We start from the raw sequence: 630 nt of genomic DNA, 5'->3' as shown, positions 1-630 counted from the left end.
CCTGCGATGGGGCCCGGGTGCCAGGAAGGAGCCCGAGCCTGTCTGGCGAGCCGCAGGGTTGTCTCCTCGAAAGCGTCCTGAACGGACCGATCAGGGACCAGGTCGGTCACGAGCGCGGCCAGGCGGTCGTAGCTGCCACGCGGGATACGGACCTCCGAGGACGCGTCACGATAGAGAACGATGTCGCCGTCCTGAACGAGCGTGAAACCGCTGCGCTTGTAGGAGACCGAAGCCTCATCGCCGAGCTGGAAGCACTCGATGAGCTCGCCGACGTCATCGACGCCGGTCGCCGTGATGAAGGCCCCACCGAGGATCAGCGTCAGGCGCAGGTCGGCTGGATCCCCAACCTCTAGACGGAGGTTGGTGGTGCCGTCGAAGATGGCCTTCACCGTTGCCCAGGACGATACCGGGAGGGGCCGATGAACAGGCTCCGGGCAGGAGAACGGTGCGAGCGGATTGACGGCCATGACTGCCCCAAGGTTACGCCGGTTTCCTCTGGGTAGCATGTTCGACAAACCGGGTCAGCACGGAAGCGGAGCCGACCGGAGCCAGGCTGGAAGCGGCCCTCCCCAGTGAGCGGTGCCCGGCTGGTCGGAGGTCGAGGCTGGGGGCGTCCGGAGCGGGCGCCAT

Annotated in this window: 1 protein-coding gene; it reads right to left on the bottom strand. The window is 67.0% G+C overall.

From position 1 onward, the window contains the following. Nucleotides 1–467 (bottom strand): hypothetical protein (locus VQ02_RS34370; RefSeq protein ID WP_048448770.1); only part of this gene is annotated, 467 nt, incomplete at its 3' end. Between the last annotated feature and the right edge of the window lie 163 nt (nt 468–630).

Source organism: Methylobacterium variabile (assembly GCF_001043975.1).
GTDB lineage: Bacteria > Pseudomonadota > Alphaproteobacteria > Rhizobiales > Beijerinckiaceae > Methylobacterium > Methylobacterium variabile.
The sequence above is the reverse complement of the archived record's forward strand: the minus strand, read 5'-3'. Positions and strand labels throughout refer to the sequence as shown.